This is a genomic window from Micromonospora sp. NPDC047753 (assembly GCF_040642735.1).
Lineage (GTDB): Bacteria > Actinomycetota > Actinomycetes > Mycobacteriales > Micromonosporaceae > Micromonospora.
Window position 1 is genome coordinate 1 of record NZ_JBEYSL010000077.1, and the last position, 17,980, is coordinate 17,980.

A 17,980-nucleotide genomic window follows, 5' to 3' on the forward strand; every position below is an offset into this window, starting at 1 on the left:
TCCGTGGCGTTGTCGCGGTGCGGGGAAACAGCGGAGGTACACGTGCTGCGGTTCGGCTTGTTCGGCACCGGTCACTGGGCGATCGAGACGCACGGGAAGGCGCTGCACGCCCATCCCGACGCGGAGCTGGTCGGTGTGTGGGGTCGCAACCCGGAGCGGGCCTCCGCGCTGGCCGAGCGGTACGGGGTGCCCGCCTACGCCGACGTCGACGCGCTGATCGAGCAGTGCGAGGCGATCGCCGTCGCCCTGCCGCCGGACATCCAGGCCGACATCGCGGTCCGGGCGGCCCGCGCCGGTCGGCACCTGCTGCTGGACAAGCCGCTGGCGCTCAGCGTGGATGACGCCGACCGGGTCGTGGCCGCCGCCGAGGAGTCCGGGGTCGCCTCGGTCGTCTTCTTCACCCAGCGGTTCCAGCCCAACGTGACAGCGTTCCTCGCCGCCACCGCCGCCGCCGGGGGCTGGCAGCACGGCCGGACCACCGCGTTCGCCTCGATCTTCCAGGACGGCAGCCCGTACGGCGGCTCGTTGTGGCGTCGGGAGCACGGTGCGCTCTGGGACATCGCCCCGCACGCGCTCTCGATCCTCCTGCCGGTGCTGGGCCGGGTGACGCAGGTGGCGGCGATGGACGGACCGAACGGGATGGTGCATCTGCTGCTCACCCACGAGGGCGGTGCCACGAGCAGCGCCTCGCTCTCCCTGGACGCCCCGACCGAGTCGATGGCCCGGGAGTTCGTGTTCTACGGCGAGAACGGCATCGAGAACGTCCCGTTCGGCGAGAACGACGCCGCCACGGCGTTCGGCGTCGCCATCGACCAACTCGTCGAGCAGGTGCGGGCGGGTACCCGGGACCACCGCTGTGACGTCCGCTTCGGCCGCGAGGTCGTCGCCATCCTCGCCGCCGCCGAAACCGCCCGAACCGAATCCCGCACCATCCCCCTCCCCTAACCCCCAACCCCAGCCCAACCGCCCGTCGCCCCGGTGATCATGAAGTTAGCGGCGCGACACGCCGTGGCGGATGGCAATAACCTCATGATCGCCGGGCCGGGCCGGGCCGGGGCGGGGCGGGGCGGGGCGGGGCGGGGCTGGGCTGGGCGGGGCTGGGTTTAGGTGGGGGTGGTTAGGGCGGCGTTCAGCTCGTCCGGGTTGGTGAACTGCTCGGGTGGTAGGGCCTGGAGCATCTGCAACATTGCCGTGCTGGCCCCGTTCTCCTGACCCCAGCGGATCAGGTCCTCCCGGGAGACCGGGTAGTCGAGCCCGGCCAGGTACTCCTGCAACTGAACCCCGGTGACGGTCATGTCGGCCGGCTACCCGCTCGCGGTGGTCGTACACCGGCTTGGTTGGAGCCCACGACGGCCCGGCGGCCGGCGTGTCGGCCCGTGACGCGCGCACGGTTTGCCGCAGCGGCGGTCGGGTAGCCGCTGGCATGCTGGTTCAGCGGCTCGGCGCGCCGAGCGATTTCGACCCGTTGCTGGAGCGCGTTCGCAACGCCCGGGTGGTGATGATCGGCGAGTCCACCCACGGCAGTTACGACTACTACCGGTTGCGCGAGCAGCTCACCCGCCGGTTGATCGCGGAGTGTGGTTTCTCCTTCGTCGCGGTGGAGGGTGACTGGCCCGACTGCGATCGGGTGCACCGGTCGGTGACGGCCGCGCCGGGTGGCGCGCTCGAACCGCAGCTCGCACTCGACCAGTTTGAGCGATGGCCGACCTGGATGTGGGCCAATGCCGAGGTGGCCCGGTTCGCCAGCTGGCTGCGGGCCTGGAACCTGGAGCTGCCGGAGGAGGAACGGGCCGGGTTCCACGGCCTCGACGTGTACAGCCTCTGGGAGTCGATGCAGGCGATCTTCGACTACCTGGGGGAGGAGGACCCGAAGTCGCTGGAGGCGGCGCAGGACGCCTACCGGTGTTTCGAGCCGTACGGCAAGAGGGTCGAGGAGTACGGCGCGGCCAGCCGCTTCGTCTCCGCGCGGTGCGAGGAGGAGGTCGTCCGCCTGCTCGCCCGGACCCGTGAACACGCCCTCTCCGACGGCCCGGACCGCTTCTCGGCCTGGCAGAACGCGGAGGTGGTGGCCGGCGCCGAGCGCTACTACCGGGCGATGGTGGCCGGCGGGCCGGACTCGTGGAACATCCGCGACACCCACATGCAGGACACCCTGGACCGGCTGTTGGACCGGTACGGCCCGGACGCCCGGGGCGTCGTCTGGGCGCACAACACGCACGTCGGAGATGCGCGGGCCACCGACATGGCCGCCGACGGGATGGTCAACATTGGTCAGTTGGCCCGGGAGCGGCACGGCGAGGACGCGGTGGCCCTGGTCGGCTTCGGCAGCTACCGGGGCACAGTGATCGCCGCACCCCGCTGGGGTTCGCCGCCCGAGGCGATGGTGGTGCCCCCGGCTCGGGAGGGCTCGGTCGAGCGGCGGTTGCACGAGCTGATGCCGGAGCGGGCGGTGCTGATCTTCGGCGGCGACGATCAGCCGGGCTGGGTCACCGAAACCGTTGACCACCGGGCGATCGGGGTCGTCTACGACCCGTCGTTCGAGTCCTGGGGCAACTACGTGCCCACCCGGCTCGGCGACCGCTATGACGCCTTCATCTGGTGCGACGACACCACGGCCCTGCACCCGCTACCGGTGCCAGCGGCCCCTGGCGAGATGGAAACCTACCCAGCAGGAGTCTGACCGCGCCCGCTGGCGTCGATCATGGAGTTGTGGTGCTGGACGAAGGCCCCTGATCGGGGCACGACGGGCACCACAACTCCATGATCGACCGGGGTGGTGCGGTCAGACGTGCGTGGGGGTGCGGTCTTCCAGGTGGGTGCGCAGGCCTTCGCCCTCGATGTCCACGTTGGGCAAGGCCCGGTTGAGCCAGCGGGGGAGCCACCAGGCGCGGTCGCCGAGCAGGGACATGACCGCCGGGACGATGGTCATCCGGACCACGAACGCGTCGATGGCCACGCCGATGGCGAGCGCGAAGCCCATCGACTTGATGATCGGGTCTTCGAGGAACACGAAGCCGCCGAAGACCGACATCATGATCAGCGCGGCAGCGGTGACCACCCGGGCACCGTGGCCCATGCCGCTGATCGTGGCCTCACGCGCGGTGTCGCCGTGCACGAAGTCCTCCCGCATCCGGGAGACCAGGAACACCTCGTAGTCCATGGCCAGCCCGAACAGGATGCCGATCAGCAGGATGGGCAGGAAGCTGACCAGCGGGGCCGGGGTGTCCAGGCCGACCAGGTCGGCGAGGTGGCCCTGCTGGAAGATCGCCACCGTGATGCCGAACGTGGCGGCCACGGTGAGCAGGAAGCCCAGCGCCGCCTTGAGCGGCACCAGCAGCGAGCGGAAAACCAGCATCAGCAGGAGCACCGAGAGCCCGACGACCAGCAGCAGGTAGATCGGCAGTGCGTCGGAGAGCTTCTCGGAGACGTCGATACCGATGGCGGTGGCGCCGGTGAGCAGCACCTCGGCGCCCTGCACCCCGCCGACCGCGTCGCGGACGTCGTGCACCAGGGTCTCGGTGGCCTCGTCGGTCGGGCCGGTCTTCGGTACCACACCGAGCAGGGCGGTCCGGCCGTCCGGGCTCAGCTGCGGCGGTGCCACCGCGAGGACGTTCTCGGTGCGCTGGATCATCGCGGTCACCTGCGGCACCGCGGCTGCGGTCGCCTGCGCGTCGTCGCCCGCCACGACCACCGCGAGCCGGCCGGTGAAGCCCGGACCGAAGCCCTCGGTGGTCAGGTCGCTCGCCACCCGGGCCGGGGAGCCCTCCGTCGCCGTACTGGCGTCCGGCAGGGCCAGTCGCATGTCCGGCGTGGGCAGCGCGAGCAGCCCCAGGCCGAGCAGCGCGACCAGGATGACCGGCACCCGGAAGCGGGTGACGAAGCGTGCCCAGCGGAAGCCGAACCCGGAGCGGTCCTCGACCGGCAGCGTCTCTTCGCCCACCGGCTCGCCCAGCGCGGCCGATTCGACAGTGGCGCGCAGCTTGCGCGGGAGCACCCGGTGGCCGGCGAAGCCGAGCAGTGCGGGCTGGAGGGTGATCGCCACGAGTACAGCGATGGTGACAGTGGCGGCGGCGGCGAGACCCATCACGGTGAGGAACGGGATGTTCACCACGGCCAGGCCGGCGAGGGCGATGACCACCGTGGCGCCCGCGAAGACCACCGCGGAACCGGCGGTGCCCACCGCACGGCCGACCGCCTCCTCCGGGGACAGGCCCTCGAGCAGGTTCTGTCGGTGCCGGGAGGTGATGAACAACGAGTAGTCGATGCCGACGGCGAGGCCGAGCATCAGCGCCAGGATCGGCGCGGTGCTGGTCAACTCGATGACGCCGCTCAGCGCGAACAGACCGGCCATGCCGACACCCACGCCGATCAGCGCGTTGAGCATGGTCATTCCGGCGGCGACCAGTGAACCGAACGTGATGATCAGGACGATCGCGGCGACCAGTACGCCGAGCGCCTCGGTGGAGCCGATCTCCGGCTCACCACCCAGCACCTCGCCACCCGGGGCGACCTGCCAACCCTTCGCCTCAACGGCAGCACCGACCTCCTCGTACGCGGTGCGCTGCTCGTCGGTCACCTCGTCGCCGCCGGTGGCGAACTGAACCTGGACCAGCGCGTACCGGCCGTTGGGCGAGACCGCGCCGACCTGGAACGGGTTGACCGCGCCGACCACGCCGGGCAGCGTCGAGGCCTCCTGGACCAGCTCCTGCACCACGGCCTGGCCCTCGGGAGTGGCCAGTTGGCCGTCGGCGGGCGCCTTGACCGCGATGGTGCCGGTGGCGCCGCTGGCCGCGGGGAACTGGTCGGCCAGCAGGTCGAGCGCGCGCTGGCTCTCGGTGCCGGGCATTGTGAAGTTGCTCGCCGTCGGGCCGCGCAGGGTCGCCGCGGCGAGGCCGGCGACGACGAGTACGACTAGCCAGAGCGCGACGACGAGCCGTCGCCGGCGCAACGCGCCCCGGCCGAGCCGGTAGAGCAGGGTGGCCATCAGGAGTCCTTGTCCTCGGTCGTGGGTGAATGGGGCACTGGTACGTCGACGGGTTCGACGGCCCGCCGGGCGAGAGTGAGCAGGGCGAGGCGCAGTTCGTCGTCGGGGATGTCGGCGAACTCGGCGCACGCCTCGGAGATGCCGGCGAGCAGCACCAGCGCGGCGATCCGGGCGCCTGGCCGGTCGGAGTGCCCGGCGAGGGCGTCCCGCAGCCGGTCGGAGATTTCCTGGATGTGCGCGAAGGCGGGCTGGCACAGCAGCTCCGGGAACTCGCCGCGCAGTACGGCGATCTCCTGTCGGAACCGCACCGCGAGGTCGACGAAGCCGCGTGCGGCGACCTCCTGGGCGGCAGCCCCGGTCAGGCCGTTGAGCTGGTCGTCGAGGCTGCGAAGCACCTCGATCGCGGGTGCCATCAGTTCGGCGAGCAGGGCTTCCTTGTTGGCGAAGTGGTAGAGCACGGTGGCCTTGGAGCAGCCGACCTCTCGGGCGATGTCCTGCAGGGAGGTGCCCCGGTAGCCGGTCACCGTGAACTGCCGCGCCGCCGCGGCGAGGATCTCGCCGTGCGTGTCGGGTACCGCTCTGCCCATGCCCGGTCCACCTCCCGCAGACCAGCATGCCTGACCGATCGGTCAGACCCTGACCGATCGGTCAGATGGAAGCGGTGGCGTTCACCACACCCCTGGCGGGTTTCATCAGGCGTGCTCGGCGTCGTACCTGGTCCGGGCCTCGGCGATGGCCCGCCGATGCCGCTCGGCCCAACTGGTCAGCGCGACCAGCGACTCGTAGAGCTCCAGCGCCATCGGGGTGGCCGTGTATTCGACCTTGGGCGGGACGGTCGGGTAGACGGTGCGGTGCAGCAGGCCGTCCCGCTCCAGGTTGCGCAGCGTCAGCGTGAGCATCCGGCGGCTGATCCCCTCGATGTGCCGCTCCAGTTCGGTGAAGCGCACCGGTCCGTGGGAGGCGGCCACCAGGATGCCGATGCTCCACTTGCCGCCGACCCGGTCGAGCACCTCGCGGACGGTGCACGCGCGAGCCTGGCCCGGGGTGAACGGCACGTTCTCGGCCGAGCAGGTCAGCTCGGCCGAGACCAGCGCGGACACATCGCTGTTCCTCTGGGACATCAAAGTGCCTCCTTCCGCCGTGGTTAATGGTCACAGACGATGGCCTCGGTAACAAACCGTGCACCAAGGAGGGTTCCGTGGAACGTGTCGTCCCATCCCGCTGGCCGGCGCTGCTGGTGCTCTGCGCCGGCAGCCTGATGATCATCCTGGATGGCACCGTCGTCGCGGTGGCGCTGCCCGCCATCCAACGCGACCTGGGCTTCAGCGCCACCGACCTGGCCTGGGTGGTGAACGCCTACCTGGTCGCGTTCGGCGGGCTGCTGCTACTCGCCGGCCGGCTCGGAGATCTGCTGGGCCGGCGCAGGGTCTTCCTGGCCGGCGTCGCGACGTTCACAGTCGCCTCGCTGGCCTGCGCGGTCGCCACCGGGCCGGCCCTGCTGGTGGGCGCGCGGTTCGGGCAGGGCATCGGCGGCGCTCTGGCCATGGCGGTCAGCCTCGGCATGATCGTCCGGCTCTACCCCGAAGCGGCCGAGCGGGCCCGCGCCATCGCCGTCTTCAGCTTCACCGGCGCGGCCGGTGCGTCGGTCGGCACGGTCGCCGGAGGGGTGCTCACCGAGGCCGCCGGATGGCGGACCATCTTCCTGGTCAACGTGCCGATCGGGGCGGTCATCCTCATCGCGTCCCTCCGCCGGCTGCCGGCCGAACGAGGGATCGGCCTGCGCGCCGGCCTGGACCTGCCCGGCGCGCTGCTCGCCACCGCCGGCCTGATGGCCGCCGTGTTGGGCATCGTCGGAACGGGCGAGCACGGCTGGACCAGCCCCCGGACGCTCGGCGCGGTGGCCCTCGCGGTGCTGCTGCTCGGCGGGTTCGCGCTGCGCCAACGGGTGGCGGCGGCCCCGCTCGTGCCGTCCCGGGTGCTGCGCGTCCCGGGCCTGGTGGCGGCGAACGCCGTGCAGTTCCTCATGGTCTGCGCGTACTTCGGGTTCCAGTTCCTGCTCGCCGTGGAGCTGCAACTGGTGCTGGGGTTGGATGCCGCCGCGACCGGCTGGGCCTTCCTGCCCACCCCGGTCGTGATCGCCGTGGTCTCGCTCGGCCTGGCCGGTCGGCTGATCGCCCGCTTCGGTGCCCGGATGGTCCTGCTGGTCGGGCTCGGTCTGGCGAGCGTCGGCTTTCTCCTGCTCGCCCGGCTGCCCGCCGACGGTGCCTACGTCGCTGACGTACTCCCCGCGATGTTGATCTTTGGGGTGGCCGGCGGCCTGACCCTGCCGGCGGTCACCACGGTGGCCATGGCCGGCGCGACCGACACCGACGCCGGGCTCGCCTCCGGCCTGGTCAACACCACCCAACAGGTAGGCGGAGCGGTCGGCCTGGCCGCGCTGGCCACAGTTGCCGCCACCCGCACCGACGGGCTGCGGGCCGCCGGCTGGGCCGAGACCGCCGCGCTCGCCGGCGGCTACCGGACGGCGTTCGCCGTGGCCGTGGGTCTCGTGGTCGCCGCGTGGCTGGTGGCGCTGACCACACTGCCCCGACGCCCGGCCCGGCCGTCGTCGGCGGCCGACCCGTCGGAGCCGGCCGGGGTGGGTGCCGGAATCGATCCGTAGCGAAGCGCCGCGTCCAGTTGACCGACGGCGGTGCGGCCGGGAGGGTGGTCGGGTGAGCAAGGCTGACGAGACCCGGGACGGCGTGGCCCTGACCAACCTGGACCAGCCGCTGTCCGACCGGGACGACGCGACGAAGCGTGACCTGGTCGACTACCTCGACGCGGTGCGGGACCAGATCCTCCCGCAGCTGCGGGGCCGGCCGCTGTCGGTGATCAGGGTCCGCCCCGGCCAGCCGCCGTTCATGCAGAAGAACCTGCCCCGCTACACCCCGGACTGGGTCCGCCGGGCGCCGGTCTGGGCGGAGGCGTCGCACCGGGAGATCTCGTACGCCCTCTGCGACGACCGCCGCACCCTGCTCTGGTTCGCCAACCAGCGGGCGGTGGAGTACCACCCGACGCTGGCCACCGTGGCGGATCTGCACCGCCCGACCCACCTGATCCTCGACCTGGACCCGCCGGACGGCGACGGGTTCCGCGCGGCGGTCGACGCCGCCCTGCTGGTCCGTCAGGCGCTCGCCGACGCCGGCCTGGCCGGTGCGGTCAAGACCAGCGGCGCCAAGGGCGTGCACGTCTTCGTTCCGGTGACCGACGAACCAACGGCCGAGGAGCTGGCCGCCGCCACCCGGGCGCTCGCCGTCCGCGCCGAGCGGCTCGACCCGGCGCTGGCCACCACCGCGTACATCAAGGAGGACCGGGGCGGCCGGGTCTTCGTGGACGCCACCCGGGCGGGCGGGGCGACGGTGGCAGCGGCGTACAGCCCCCGGTTGCGCCCCGGGATGCCGGTCTCGTTCCCGGTCGACTGGGCGGACCTGACCGAGGTGACCCCCGCCGACTTCACCATCCGGACCGCGCCCGCGCTGCTCGCCGACGGCGACCCGTGGGCCGCGCTGATGCCGGCTCCACAACCGCTCCCCGCGGACCTGGTCGCCGAGGGCCGGACCATCCCGGTCGCCCGGGTGCAGGCCATGCACGAGGGGAAGCGCCGGGCCCGCGCCCGCCGCGAGGCCGGCTGACCGGCCCGCCGGCCCCCGCCCGGCGAGCGGCGGATTGTCGGTGGGTTGTGGCACGATTTCGCAGGTGAGCAGCAAATCCGACGCGACCCAGCGACTGGCCGACCTGGCGCGGCTGCGCCGGGTCCGTGACCGGATCGACCGGGAGTACGCGTCTCCGTTGGACGTCGAGGCACTCGCCCGTGGCGCGCACATGTCGGCCGGGCACCTCAGCCGTGAGTTCCGGCTCGCCTATGGCGAATCTCCCTACAGCTACCTCATGACCCGGCGGATCGAGCGGGCGATGGCCCTGTTGCGCCGTGGCGACCTGAGCGTCACCGACGTCTGTTTCGCTGTCGGTTGCTCGTCGTTGGGCACCTTCAGCACCCGCTTCACGGAGCTGGTGGGCGTTCCGCCCAGCGTCTACCGGCGGCAGGCGGCGCAGGCGACGGCCGGCATGCCCTCGTGCGTGGCGAAGCAGGTGACCAGACCGGTCAGGAATCGAGAAGCGCGGGTCGCCGAGCCGCAACTAGCGTGACCAGCATGAACATCACCATTCATTCGAGTTTCCTGCCGCACACCGACCCGGAGGCCTCGCTGGCCTTCTACCGCGACATCCTCGGCTTCGAGGTCCGCCTCGACGTCGGGTACGAGGGGATGCGGTGGATCACGGTCGGGCCGGTCGGCCAACCCAGCACCGCCATCGTCCTGCACCCGCCGGCCGCCAACCCCGGCATCACCGACGACGAGCGGCAGACCATCCTTGAGCTGATGGCCAAGGGCAGCTACTTCGGCGTCAACCTGGCCACCACCGACCTCGACGCCACCTTCGCCAAGTTGGAGGCCAGCGACGCCGAGGTCGTCCAGGAGCCGACCGATCAGCCGTACGGCGTGCGCGACTGTGCCTTCCGGGACCCGGCGGGCAATATGGTCCGCATCCAGGAAGTGCGCTGATTCCTGCGCGCCCGACAGATGGAGACACGATGAGCACGGCCATTCAGCGGTCCGCGCCGCACGTCGCCGACAGCCACGACCTGATCCGGGTGCAGGGCGCGCGGGTGAACAACCTCAAGGACGTCAGCGTCGAGATCCCGAAGCGGCGGCTGACGGTGTTCACCGGTGTCTCCGGTTCCGGCAAGAGCTCGCTGGTGTTCGGCACCATCGCGGCCGAGTCGCAGCGGATGATCAACGAGACCTACAGCGCCTTCGTGCAGGGCTTCATGCCGACGTTGGCGCGGCCCGAGGTCGACCTGCTGGATGGCCTGACCACGGCGATCATCGTGGACCAGGAGCGGTTGGGCGCCAACTCCCGCTCCACCGTCGGCACCGCCACCGACGCCAACGCGATGCTGCGCATCCTGTTCAGCCGGCTCGGGCAGCCGCACATCGGCTCGCCCAACGCGTACTCCTTCAATGTTCCCTCGGTGAAGGCGACCGGGGCGATCACCGTCGATCGCGGCGCCGGCAAGACGAAGACCGAGAAGGCGACCTTCAACCGTCTCGGCGGCATGTGCCCACGGTGCGAGGGCATGGGTGCGGTGACCGACATCGACCTGTCGGCGCTCTACGACGACAACCTCTCGCTCAACGAGGGTGCGATCACCATCCCGGGTTACAGCATGGAGGGCTGGTACGGCCGGATCTTCCGGGGCTGCGGCTACTTCGACCCGGACAAGCCGATCGCCAAGTTCACCAAGCGGGAGCTGCACGACCTGCTCCACCGGGAGCCGACCAAGATCAAAATTGATGGCATCAACCTGACGTACGCGGGCCTCATCCCGTCGATCCAGAAGTCCTTCCTCGCCAAGGACATCGACGCCCTGCAGCCGCACATCCGCGCCTTCGTGGAGCGCGCGGTGACGTTCACGACCTGCCCCGAGTGTGCCGGCACCCGGCTCAGCAAGGAGGCCCGGTCGTCGAAGATCAAGGGCAGGAACATCGCCGACGCGTGTGCGATGCAGATCAGCGACCTGGCCGCCTGGGTCCGCGGGATCGACGAGCCGTCGGTGGCCCCGCTGCTGGCCGGCCTGCAACATCTCCTCGACTCGTTCGAGGAGATCGGGCTGGGCTACCTGTCCCTCGATCGACCGTCGGGCACCCTCTCCGGCGGAGAGGCGCAGCGCACCAAGATGATCCGCCACCTCGGCTCCTCGCTCACCGACGTCACGTACGTCTTCGACGAGCCGACGATCGGGCTGCACCCGCACGACATCCAACGGATGAACGAGCTGCTGCTCCAGTTGCGCGACAAGGGCAACACCGTGCTGGTCGTGGAGCACAAGCCGGAGGCCATCGCCATCGCCGACCACGTCGTCGACCTCGGGCCCGGCGCAGGCACGGAGGGCGGGGCCGTCTGCTACGAGGGCACAGTGGAAGGTCTGCGGGCCAGCGGCACCATCACCGGCCGCCACCTCGACGACCGGGCGGCCCTCAAGGAGACGGTACGGACGCCCACCGGCAAGCTGGAGATCCGCGGCGCCACCGCCAACAACCTCCAGGACGTGGACGTCGACGTACCCCTCGGGGTGCTCGTCGTCGTGACCGGCGTCGCCGGCTCCGGCAAGAGTTCGCTGGTGCACTCCTCGATCCCGGCCGGCGCGGGCGTGGTCTCGATCGACCAGGGCGCGATTCGCGGCTCACGGCGCAGCAACCCGGCCACCTACACCGGGTTGCTCGACCCGATCCGCAAGGCGTTCGCGAAGGCCAACGGGGTGAAGCCGGCGCTGTTCAGCGCCAACTCCGAGGGCGCCTGCCCGAGCTGCAACGGCGCCGGCGTCATCTACACCGACCTGGGGATGATGGCGGGCGTCGCCGCACCCTGCGAGGACTGCGAGGGCAAGCGGTTCCAGGCGTCGGTGCTGGAATACCGCTTCGGCGGCCGGGACATCAGCGAGGTGCTCGCGATGTCGGTGACGGAGGCCGAGAAGTTCTTCGGCGCCGGCGAGGCGCGTACGCCGGCTGCGCACGCCATCCTCGAGCGGCTCGCCGACGTCGGGCTCGGCTACCTGAGCCTGGGGCAGCCGCTCACGACTCTCTCCGGCGGCGAGCGGCAACGGCTCAAGCTGGCCACCCACATGGCCGAGAAGGGCGGCGTCTACGTCCTCGACGAGCCGACCACCGGCCTGCACCTGGCCGACGTCGAGCAACTGCTCGGTCTGCTCGACCGCCTGGTCGACGCCGGCAAGTCGGTGATCGTCATCGAGCACCACCAGGCGGTCATGGCGCACGCCGACTGGATCATCGATATCGGCCCCGGTGCCGGCCACGACGGTGGCCGGATCGTCTTCGAGGGCACACCCACGGACCTCGTCGCCGCCCGCTCCACCCTCACCGGCGAGCACCTGGCGGCGTACGTCGGCAGGTGAGATCGGCGATCAGCGCTCCGCTCGGCGTGGCCTGCTGATGGGGGCGCCGAGCATTCCGGTGATGGCGTCGACGAGGAAGTCACCGACCTCGGGCCATCGCGGGTCTTCGCCGTCGCGCTCGGCGCGTGCCTCGACCTCGGCCGTCGCGGTGCTGACGATGCGAGTGATCAGGCGCGCCCGGCCGGCGACCACCTCCGGGTCGAGGTGCCGTAGCCGCGCGGCCAGTGACTCGCGCAGCTCCAGTGCCTGTGGCGTGGTGTCCTGCGCTTCCCGCATGATCGGCTGGGTGGCGGGGTTGTGCAGCACGTGGTCGAGAAACCGGGCCCGCCAGCTCGGGCGCGGTAGCTGGTCGAGGACCCGCATGCTCGGTGCCACGAGACCGCGTATGTCGCCGAGGACCGAGTCCTCGGCTGGGGGCATTCCCTCGCGTTGTTCCGACACGTCGCGCACGTGGCGGGCCAGGAGCGCCTTCAGCAGGCCCTCGCGCCCGCCGAAGTAGTAGCGCACCGCCGAGTGGTTGGTGTTGCCGGCCGCCTCGGCCACCCTGCGGTCGGAGACCTCGGCGACTCCCGACTCGGCGAACAGCCGCTCCGCCGCGTCCAGCAGCGCGGTGCGTGCCGCCTCGGACCGCCTCATGACCGGCCCCCTCGTGTGTCCTCGCCCGGATGTGACTCAGGTCAACCTAGCCGGATTCCCGGTCCTGGCATCCGCCGCCTACAGTTTGTAAGTCAGTTGGCGTACAAACATGAGCTGGAGCGTGCATGGATACCGAAGCCGTGATCGAGGCTGCCGACGTGGTGGACGGCCGCCCGCCCGGCGCGGACCGCAAGGAACAGATCATCCGAATGGTCGCCCTGTTCGTGATGCCGTTTCTCATGGTCACGATGATGTTCGCGACCTACATGTCGACCATGCACTCACCGCACCCCCGGGACATGCCGGTCGCGGTCGTCGGCAGCGGCGCCACGGCGCAGGCAGTGGTCGACGGGCTCAACGCGGGTGAGAGCACCGAGGCCACGCTGGTGACCACCCGCGACGACGCCGTCGACCTGCTGCACGACCAGGAAGCCGCCGGCGCGCTCGTCCTGCCCACCGACGGCAGCGCCAACGCGACAATCCTCACCGCCTCGGCGGCCGGAGCCTCGCAGAACGCCACCGTTCAGCAGTTGCTCGCGCCCGTGGTCTTCCAGAACAGCTTGCAGTCCACCACCGAGGACGTCGCACCGCTACCCGCGGGTGACTCGGCCGGCATCGCGGTCCTGTTCGCGGCGATGGGCATGATGCTGGCCGGTTACGTGCCCTTGAGCATCATGGTGATGGGCGTCCCGCACCTGCTGCGGCTGCGACGGTTCCTGCCCGTGCTGGCCGGCTGGTCCGCGCTCACCAGCTCGATCATCTGGCTCATCCTCGGGCCCGTCGTGGGTGCCGTCGACGGCCACTACCTCACCTTCCTCGGCGTCGGCATGCTCGCCACCGCGGCCGTCGGCCTGGCCCAGCTGCTGCTCTCCAAGCTGATCGGGCCCCTCGCGGTGCTGCCCGGCATGCTGCTCTGGGTCGTGTTCGGCATGCCCGCGTCAAACCTGGCCCTGTCCGTGCACAACATGCCCGGGTTCTTCCAGTTCCTGCATGGCGTGCTGCCGCTCCCGGCGGCCGGTGAGGCGCTGCGCTCGGTCCTGTACTTCGACGGCAACGGCCTGGGCACCCACCTGATCGTCCTGGCTGTGTGGATCGTGGCCGCCCTCGCGCTCTGCCTCTTCAAGGAGCGCAGCGCGAGCGGGAACATGATCCCCGGCGTCCCGCCGATCACCGACCCCGACTCGAAGGCCCCCGCTCTGGCCGGCGGGCCGCCGCGCTCCAAGCGATTCCGGTACGTGGCCGCAGCCGGCTTCCCGCTGGCCATCCTCGTGGTCGTCGTGGGTGCCATGGGGTTCTCCATGCACAAACCGCAACCACACGACATCCCGGTCGTCGTGGTCGCCGCCGCCCCGGGGCAGGCTCAGCAGACCGCTGCCGGCCTCAACGCACAGCTCGACGGCATTCTCGACGTCACCGTCGCCGAAACCGTGGATGAGGCCACCGAGCAGATCCGCTCCCGTGACGTGGTCGCCGCCTTCGTCCTGCCGTCGGCGCCGGACACTCCGGCGACGCTGTACTCGGCGTCCGCAGCCAACGCCAGCCAGCAGTCCGCGATCCGCGCGATCTTCCAGCCGATCACCGCCGCCCAGGGCCTCCCGCTCACGGTCACCGACGTGCAACCCCTGAGCGAGACCGACACCGGCGGCAGCAACAGCATGTACGTCGGCATGTCCTGGATCATGGCCGGCTTCCTGTTCCTGGCCGTCCTGCGCGGCGGTGCCCCGCACGTGCGCCGCCTGCGCCAGTTCCTGCCGCTGCTGGGCGGCTGGGCGATCGGCATGTCCGTCTGGCTGTGGTTCCTCTTCGACGTCCTCATCGGCGCGATCAGCGGCAACGCCCTGGAGACGATCGCCTACGGCACCCTGACCATCTTCTCTGTCTCCCTGGCCACCGGAGTGCTCACCCGCACCGTCGGCCTGGCCGGCATCATCCCGATGATGGTGGTGCTCATGATGGCCGGCGTACCCGCCTCCGGCGGTGGCATGTCGGTGTACCTGGTCCCCGAGGTGTTCCGCCCCCTCCAGGACGTGCTGCCGCTGCCCGCGGCGGTCGACATCGCCCGATCGCTTCGGTACTTCGACGGCGTCGGCGTGGGACAGAACCTGCTGGTCATCGCCATCTGGGGCGCTGTCGGGCTGGTCCTGAACCTGGTGATCGACCAGTGGCTCAAACGCCGCGAGCGCCGCTCGGACTCCGGCGGCCCGGATGCGGGTGCGGCACCCGAGCCGCACCTGAGACTGGTGCCGGCCGAGGCGCACTGAGCGGCACCGCAGCCCACCGCCGATCCCTCGCGATCGGCGGTGGGCTGCTCCTTCTGGTCAGGCGGGCTTGTACTCGACGGCGACGTCGAGCACCCAGGTGACGCCGAACGGGTCGGTGAGCATGCCGTAGAGGGGACCCCAGCCGGCCGGCGCGAGGTCGACCAGGACGGTCGAGCCCTCGCTGAGCTTCTTCCAGTAGCCGGTGATCTCGTCGGCGTCGCTGCCCCGGACCGAGACGAAGAACGGGCTCTCGCCCTGGCTCCACGGCCGCGCCGACGGCACGTCGTACGCCATGATCTGGAAGCCCTCGGCGGACGTGACCTGACCCCACATGACCTGGTCGGCCTCATCCGGGCTCTGCACGTTGTGGGCGTCGGCGTAGGTCACCGCGGCGAGGTCCCCGACGAAGACGGACCGGTAGAAGTCGAGGGCGGCCCGCGCGTTGCCCCGAAGGTTGATGTGCGCGACGGTGTTGATGCTCATTGCTGCTCCTCGTGTGACGTGACCCGTGGCTGGTGCCCCGGGTGCAACGCCGACGATGGCAGGGGTAGCGGTCAGGTTGTGGCCGCTACCTGGGGCAGACTCGGATGCATGGCCACGACCTCCGCGAGACTGCTGTCGCTGCTCTCGCTCCTCCAGGCCCGACGTGACTGGCCGGGTGGCCTCCTGGCCGAGAGGCTGGACGTGAGCCCGCGAACGGTGCGCCGCGACGTCGACCGGCTGCGCGAGCTCGGCTACCCGATCAGCGCGTTCAAGGGGCCGGCCGGCGGGTACCGGCTCGACGCCGGTGCCGAACTGCCACCGCTGCTGTTCGACGACGATCAAGCCGTGGCAATCGCCGTCGCACTCCAGGTGGCAGCCCTCTCCGGGGCGGACATCCAGGAGGGCGCGGCGCGAGCGCTGAACACCATGCGGCAGGTCATGCCCAGCCGACTGCGGCACCGCATCGACGCTCTCCAGGTCACCGCCGTCGGAAAACCCACCACCGGGCCGGACTCCCCGGTCGACCGCACCGTGCTGACAGCCATCGGCGCGGCCGTCCACGCCCACGAGGTTCTGCGCTTCGACTACGCCTCGACGAGCGCCGCCACCGACGCGCCGCCCCGCCGCGTGGAGCCCCACCACCTCGTCACCTGGAATGGGCGCTGGTATCTCGTCGCCTGGGACCTCGACCGGGACGACTGGCGAACCTTCCGCTGTGACCGGGTCAGCCCGCGTACCCCGACCGGACCACGCTTCACCCCACGACAACTACCCAGGGGAGACGTGGCCACGTACGTCACGGGCCGCTTCCGAGGTTCCACCGAAAGCTCAGCGTGGCCCTGCGTAGGCGAGGTCATCATCAACCTTCCCGCCGCCGTCGTCGCCGCGTACACCCGCGACGGGCTTGTCGAAGAACTCGACCCCGACCGCTGCAGGCTCGCACAGGGCTCCTGGTCCTGGGTCGGCCTCGCTGCCGCGCTCGGCAGGTTCGGCGCGGACATCGAGGTGATCGGTCCGGTCGAGCTCAAGGCCGCCTTCGCGGGACTCGCCCGCCGCTACGCCGACGCGGCCCGTCCGAGACTAGACGCCCGGCGGCCGTGCGCGTCGTGTCGTCGCGGCGGCGAGGACTCCGCAGCTGGCGGTGATCAGCCCGAGGACGGGTGTGACCTGGTTGACGTACCCGGGCACGGATGAGGTGACGTACGTGCCGCCGCCGCTGAGGTGGCACTCGAAGCGGAGCGGTACGTAGCTGACTCCGTACCCGTCGACCTGGCTCGCCAGCTGCGATCCGCCCTCCCTGCAGGGTTCGATCGGGAAGGAGCCGGCTCCGCCGTCCTCCGCCCGCATCACCGCGTAGCCGAGGTGGAGCAGACCCCACGCGTACACGGCGACGGCGCCCGCACCGGCGAGAAGCGCCGCCGCCCGCAACCAACCCGGCCGGGAGCGTTCGCCTTTCCTGAGCACCGCGCCGAGCCCACGTACGGTGAGGATCGCCGCGGTGGCGGCTCCGCCCAGCGCGGCGAGGAGCAGCCCGAGAAACAGCATGACGACATCATGGATCTTGCGGGTTCGCGTGCCCTCGTCGGGGCGGCCGGGCGGAGCGGCGGGCCGGAGGCCTGAGCCGGCTGATGCGGTGCTTCCCCTGGTCAGGGAGTGGCTGCTGGACCGCCGCGCGGGGCGCACGTCCACCCGGGTGCCTGTTGCGGGCTTCGGCGAGTGGCAACGCAAAACCGGGCGCGTGGAGGCTGTATCCCCCTGCGCCCGGCAGTGTCGTGTGAAACTTTTCCTGGTGCCCCCGGCAGGATTCGAACCTGCGCCCCCGCCTCCGGAGGGCGGTGCTCTATCCCCTGAGCTACGGGGGCTCAGCGACTGGAGAAGACTAGCAAACCTCCCCTGCGTACGCCGAATCGGTATCGGGTGAGCCGATCGTGTCCGATCGGCTCACCCGGTGCTCAGGCGGCTACCGCCCGCCCGCAGCTGGGCAGCGGGTGCAGGACGATTCGCCGAGGGAGCCGACGCGGCCACTCGTTGCGTGGCCAGGAGCCGTCGACGATCAGGTGGACGGTGCGCTGCTCCTCGCCACTGAGCCGCAGCACGAAGTCGCGGGGGAGCGGCGGGTCCACCGTCGGAGTAGTGATCATGAAGCGCACCCGACCGCGGGACGAGACGGCGGAGATCACGTCGGCGGCCGGCATCGTGCCGCGCAGTCGGACCCGGCCGATCCAGTAGACCTCCGCGAGGTGCTCCTGGGCGGCCCGGGTGATCCCCGGGTACTCGCTGCGGACCCAGCGCTCCACCGCGCTGACGCAGAGCCCGCAGGCCCGCTCCCGCGGTTCCCGCGGACCCAACCCCCAGGCCCGCAGGTACGCCCCGACCGCGCCGGTGTCCAGCGGCAGCTCGAAGCGCCGCTGGATGAGCGTGGTCAGGCTCTGCCGCGTCCACAACTCCTCGTCCAGGCCGAACTCGTCGGGATGGACGCCCCGCAGCATGTCGATCAACTCGAGTTCCTGTTCGCGGCTGAGCATTCCCGGCTCGCCCTGCCGCTGTCCGCGACGGACGGCTGCCACCGCCCCGTCACCACCGATGGTGTGGCGTCGGCAC

The 17,980-nt window shown here is 71.1% G+C and carries 17 protein-coding genes and 1 tRNA gene; 9 read left to right on the forward strand and 9 right to left on the reverse strand.

Translation table 11 applies throughout. The annotated features are described in order from the left end of the window. Positions 1 to 42: 42 nt before the first annotated feature. Entirely contained in the window at positions 43 to 945 is a 903-nt protein-coding gene (locus ABZ749_RS09675) for a Gfo/Idh/MocA family oxidoreductase (protein ID WP_357225253.1), read from the forward strand. Between the two features lie 158 nt (positions 946 to 1,103). Here the strand turns inward: ABZ749_RS09675 and ABZ749_RS09680 are convergent, their stop codons facing one another. Then, complete coding sequence (locus tag ABZ749_RS09680; protein WP_357225197.1) at positions 1,104 to 1,295, reverse strand: DUF2795 domain-containing protein; 192 nt, start codon at positions 1,293 to 1,295, stop codon at positions 1,104 to 1,106. Positions 1,296 to 1,423: 128 nt separating this feature from the next. Here ABZ749_RS09680 and ABZ749_RS09685 point away from each other — a divergent pair, with 128 nt between their 5' ends. Beyond that, positions 1,424 to 2,680: an erythromycin esterase family protein gene (locus ABZ749_RS09685; RefSeq protein WP_357225200.1), complete on the forward strand. Its 1,257-nt coding sequence runs from the start codon at positions 1,424 to 1,426 to the stop codon at positions 2,678 to 2,680. A 102-nt stretch (positions 2,681 to 2,782) separates the two neighbouring features. On the opposite strand, the gene ABZ749_RS09690 is transcribed toward ABZ749_RS09685, so the two are convergent. From ABZ749_RS09690 to ABZ749_RS09700, 3 genes are all read right to left on the reverse strand, one after another. Continuing rightward, entirely contained in the window at positions 2,783 to 4,984 is a 2,202-nt protein-coding gene (locus ABZ749_RS09690) for an MMPL family transporter (protein WP_357225204.1), read from the reverse strand. Continuing rightward, positions 4,984 to 5,571 carry a TetR/AcrR family transcriptional regulator gene (locus ABZ749_RS09695; protein ID WP_357225207.1) on the reverse strand — a complete coding sequence of 196 codons (588 nt, stop codon included), beginning with the start codon at positions 5,569 to 5,571 and terminating at the stop codon, positions 4,984 to 4,986. Before ABZ749_RS09695 ends, ABZ749_RS09690 begins: the two co-directional genes overlap by 1 nt. Before the next feature lie 105 nt (positions 5,572 to 5,676). After that, on the reverse strand, positions 5,677 to 6,108 hold the full coding sequence (locus ABZ749_RS09700) for a helix-turn-helix domain-containing protein (protein ID WP_357225211.1): 432 nt from the start codon (positions 6,106 to 6,108) through the stop codon (positions 5,677 to 5,679). A gap of 74 nt (positions 6,109 to 6,182) precedes the next feature. Between ABZ749_RS09700 and ABZ749_RS09705 the strand changes: the two genes are divergently transcribed. The 5 genes from ABZ749_RS09705 to ABZ749_RS09725 all read left to right on the forward strand — a co-directional run bounded on the left by ABZ749_RS09705 (position 6,183) and on the right by ABZ749_RS09725 (position 11,999). After that, positions 6,183 to 7,646, forward strand: coding sequence for an MFS transporter (locus tag ABZ749_RS09705; RefSeq protein ID WP_357225214.1), 1,464 nt, complete (start codon positions 6,183 to 6,185; stop codon positions 7,644 to 7,646). Between the two features lie 52 nt (positions 7,647 to 7,698). Beyond that, a complete protein-coding gene (locus ABZ749_RS09710; RefSeq protein WP_357225217.1) occupies positions 7,699 to 8,658 on the forward strand; it encodes an ATP-dependent DNA ligase in 960 nt (319 codons plus the stop codon). Positions 8,659 to 8,722: 64 nt separating this feature from the next. Beyond that, positions 8,723 to 9,172, forward strand: coding sequence for a helix-turn-helix transcriptional regulator (locus ABZ749_RS09715; protein WP_355008093.1), 450 nt, complete (start codon positions 8,723 to 8,725; stop codon positions 9,170 to 9,172). A gap of 5 nt (positions 9,173 to 9,177) precedes the next feature. Beyond that, positions 9,178 to 9,588 (forward strand): VOC family protein, encoded by a 411-nt coding sequence (locus ABZ749_RS09720; RefSeq protein WP_357225224.1) that lies wholly within the window; start codon positions 9,178 to 9,180, stop codon positions 9,586 to 9,588. 29 nt (positions 9,589 to 9,617) lie between these two features. Beyond that, on the forward strand, positions 9,618 to 11,999 hold the full coding sequence (locus ABZ749_RS09725; RefSeq protein ID WP_357225227.1) for an excinuclease ABC subunit UvrA: 2,382 nt from the start codon (positions 9,618 to 9,620) through the stop codon (positions 11,997 to 11,999). Positions 12,000 to 12,008: 9 nt separating this feature from the next. Here the strand turns inward: ABZ749_RS09725 and ABZ749_RS09730 are convergent, their stop codons facing one another. Next, the gene (locus ABZ749_RS09730) at positions 12,009 to 12,635 is read right to left on the reverse strand and encodes a helix-turn-helix domain-containing protein (RefSeq protein WP_357225230.1); all 627 of its coding nucleotides are present in this window, start codon (positions 12,633 to 12,635) and stop codon (positions 12,009 to 12,011) included. Positions 12,636 to 12,760: 125 nt separating this feature from the next. Between ABZ749_RS09730 and ABZ749_RS09735 the strand changes: the two genes are divergently transcribed. Next, complete coding sequence (locus ABZ749_RS09735; protein ID WP_357225234.1) at positions 12,761 to 14,896, forward strand: ABC transporter permease; 2,136 nt, start codon at positions 12,761 to 12,763, stop codon at positions 14,894 to 14,896. Between the two features lie 57 nt (positions 14,897 to 14,953). Here ABZ749_RS09735 and ABZ749_RS09740 read toward each other — a convergent pair whose 3' ends face one another. Further along, positions 14,954 to 15,379 (reverse strand): VOC family protein, encoded by a 426-nt coding sequence (locus tag ABZ749_RS09740; RefSeq protein WP_357225238.1) that lies wholly within the window; start codon positions 15,377 to 15,379, stop codon positions 14,954 to 14,956. A 108-nt stretch (positions 15,380 to 15,487) separates the two neighbouring features. On the opposite strand from ABZ749_RS09740, the gene ABZ749_RS09745 reads away from it, so the two are divergent. Then, positions 15,488 to 16,573: a transcriptional regulator gene (locus tag ABZ749_RS09745; RefSeq protein ID WP_357225242.1), complete on the forward strand. Its 1,086-nt coding sequence runs from the start codon at positions 15,488 to 15,490 to the stop codon at positions 16,571 to 16,573. On the opposite strand, the gene ABZ749_RS09750 is transcribed toward ABZ749_RS09745, so the two are convergent. The 3 genes from ABZ749_RS09750 to ABZ749_RS09760 form a co-directional block, all read right to left on the reverse strand. Next, positions 16,460 to 16,924, reverse strand: coding sequence for a hypothetical protein (locus ABZ749_RS09750; protein ID WP_357225246.1), 465 nt, complete (start codon positions 16,922 to 16,924; stop codon positions 16,460 to 16,462). The two genes, ABZ749_RS09745 and ABZ749_RS09750, sit on opposite strands and share 114 nt — an antisense overlap. Before the next feature lie 242 nt (positions 16,925 to 17,166). Beyond that, positions 17,167 to 17,241: transfer RNA gene (locus ABZ749_RS09755), tRNA-Arg, on the reverse strand. A 90-nt stretch (positions 17,242 to 17,331) separates the two neighbouring features. Next, on the reverse strand, positions 17,332 to 17,980 hold a 649-nt coding region (locus ABZ749_RS09760), incomplete at its 5' end, for a winged helix-turn-helix domain-containing protein (protein ID WP_357225250.1).